Genomic DNA, 2,201 nt, shown 5'->3' on the forward strand with positions numbered 1-2,201 from the left:
CGGCGCGAAGATGATGTTGTCCGAGTCGGAGAAGCGGGCGTGCAGCAGGACCTTGTTGATGCCGCGGACGACGAACGCCCCGATCACCTCGCGGGTGAACGCCGGGGTGACCTGCCAGCCCGCGGCACCCATCGCCTCCAGGTAGACGCGCTCGCGCCCGACCTGGTGGGCGGCGCTGGCCGGCCAGCGCGGCAGGATGCGGTGGTATCCCTTCTGGTAGTGGTCGGCGATGAGGTCGGTGCCGGGCACCTGGGCCCACTGGTGCGCGGTGTTGAGGTTGCCGGTGCTCCTGATCTGCTCCGCCGGGCCGTACTCGTCCACAGCGGGTTGGAGATCAGGTCCAGCCCGTGGTCCCCATCCAGGTGCTGATGCCTTGTAGTAGGCCGACGAGAACCGGTTGGAGACCGCGCGCCAGTAGACACGCGCAGGGCGCGTCCTTGTTCGCCGAGATCGTCGTGGACCGCGGACAGCACAATGCCCAGTCCTGCCCTGCCGCCCAGCCGCCGCACCTCACCGGCCAGGCTCGGCGACCACGGCACTGGCCCCATTCGGCGTCGGCGGACGCCACGAAGGGCTCGTCGTCGGCGAACCCGAGCAGCACACGGCCGACGGCCCACGGGAACCTGCGGACGTACTCGCCCGGGACGATGTCCATGAACAGGCCCACGGCCTCGTCGTCCAGCAGGTCCAGGTAGTTGCGGCGGCTGCCGCCGGTCTCCGCAAGCGGCCGGGAGGTGAAGACGTCCACCTGCCACTGCCCGCCGGAGCCGTCCACGTCCCGCCGCTGCTCGCGGCGTCGGTGAGGTCGATCATCTGCGGACGACGGCGCCTTCGGCGTCGACCGGACGGGCCGAGGCGGCGAAGGCGACCCCGAGGCCGTCCGGTGTCGCGAAGGCGTCAAGGGCGGAGTCGGTGTCGAAGGTGTCGGCGAACAACTCCCCGCCGCCGGCCCCGGTGACGCTCAGGCTGTCCACGAGGAGTGCTGCGTCGCAGTGGCGCGCAGCCCGATCGTGCCGGTGGCGAAGGCGGTGTCGGAGACCGGCGCGGACTCGGCGCCGTCAAGCGAGATGACGATGTCCTCGCCCCGTACGCCGACTTGGAGGCGGTGGTCGACGCCGGCATCGAAGCCGGGGACGGCGGTGCCCGACCGCACCAGGGCGAAGTTCCGTCCGTCTGACGCCAGAGGTCGACGCCGCCGTCGTTCCGCAGGTCGGCGAGGTAGCCGTTCTTCGCGTCGGAGCAGCGCACCAGCAGGCCGGCGGTGCCGGAGTCGATCCGAACGGTGGCGCTGACGGTGTAGTCCGTCCAGCCGGCACCCTCCTTGAGGACGCGCACGCCGTCGAACGCGGCAGCGTCCACCACCAGCCGGCCGTCCGCCACGCTCAGCGCCTGGCCCGTCAGCGGGACGGCCACCCCTGCGGCTACCCGGGTACTGCTGCGCTGCACGCCCTTGGTCCGCAGGTCGGGGCGTGGGGAGTAGGTGCGGTCGCCGACCTTCCCGCCGTTCACCACGAACCCGCCGGCCCGGCCACTGGGGAAGAAGTCGTCGTTGAACAGCCAGATGTGCATGTGGTGCCGGTCGGCCTCGCGCAGGGTGTGCTCGACGATGTCGAACCACGCCTCGGTGAAGAAGGCCGGTCGCAGGGCGGTGATGTCGAACGGGAAGACCAGTACCTCGCTCACACCCTTGGCACGCATGTCCGCGAGGGTCGTGTCCACCAGGTCGGTGGTGACCGTGCCGTTCCAGAACCACAGGATCAGCGGCATGCTGTCGGCGGGCGGGCGCGCGAACCGATCGACGGAGAAGCCACCTTGGCCGTCCGGCTCGGCGGCGTGAGCGGGCTGCCAGAAACTCGTGGTCGCGCCGGCCGCCGCGGCAGCGGCGGCGATCTGCAGGATCCGGCGGCGTGAGACCGGTGCGTCGCGGATCTGACCCGTGGCACGGAGGTCCTGAGCGGCGGCGGGCCGGGCAGCGCCGTCGGTCATCGGGTGAACGTCGTCGTTCATCGAACTCCCTCGCAGAGTGGCTGCGACGCCGGCCGGCCTGCGGTACGCGGCTGTCACCGGCGCGCGCCCCGGCCGTCCCGCCCAGGGGATGGATTGATGGAGATGAATTGATTCAATCAAGCCGTGGCGGACGCTATGGCAGGCGGTCACCGGCGGTCAATGCTCGTGCCGGGATCCGTCGCAATCCTTGACGG

General features: G+C 71.0%; 4 protein-coding genes. All 4 read right to left on the minus strand.

Annotated elements, in window-relative coordinates:
- Window positions 1–321 (minus strand): hypothetical protein (locus LNW71_RS35145; protein ID WP_250972288.1); only part of this gene is annotated, 321 nt, incomplete at its 3' end.
- A 13-nt stretch (window positions 322–334) separates the two neighbouring features.
- Window positions 335–775, minus strand: coding sequence for a hypothetical protein (locus LNW71_RS35150; protein ID WP_250972289.1), 441 nt, complete (start codon window positions 773–775; stop codon window positions 335–337).
- 34 nt (window positions 776–809) lie between these two features.
- The gene (locus LNW71_RS36325; RefSeq protein ID WP_285803293.1) at window positions 810–935 is read right to left on the minus strand and encodes a hypothetical protein; all 126 of its coding nucleotides are present in this window, start codon (window positions 933–935) and stop codon (window positions 810–812) included.
- Complete coding sequence (locus LNW71_RS35155; RefSeq protein WP_250972290.1) at window positions 898–2,007, minus strand: hypothetical protein; 1,110 nt, start codon at window positions 2,005–2,007, stop codon at window positions 898–900. Before LNW71_RS35155 ends, LNW71_RS36325 begins: the two co-directional genes overlap by 38 nt.
- Window positions 2,008–2,201 lie beyond the last annotated feature (194 nt).

Origin of the sequence: Streptomyces sp. RKAG290 (genome assembly GCF_023701695.1) — a bacterium.
In the GTDB taxonomy this organism is placed as follows: domain Bacteria; phylum Actinomycetota; class Actinomycetes; order Streptomycetales; family Streptomycetaceae; genus Streptomyces.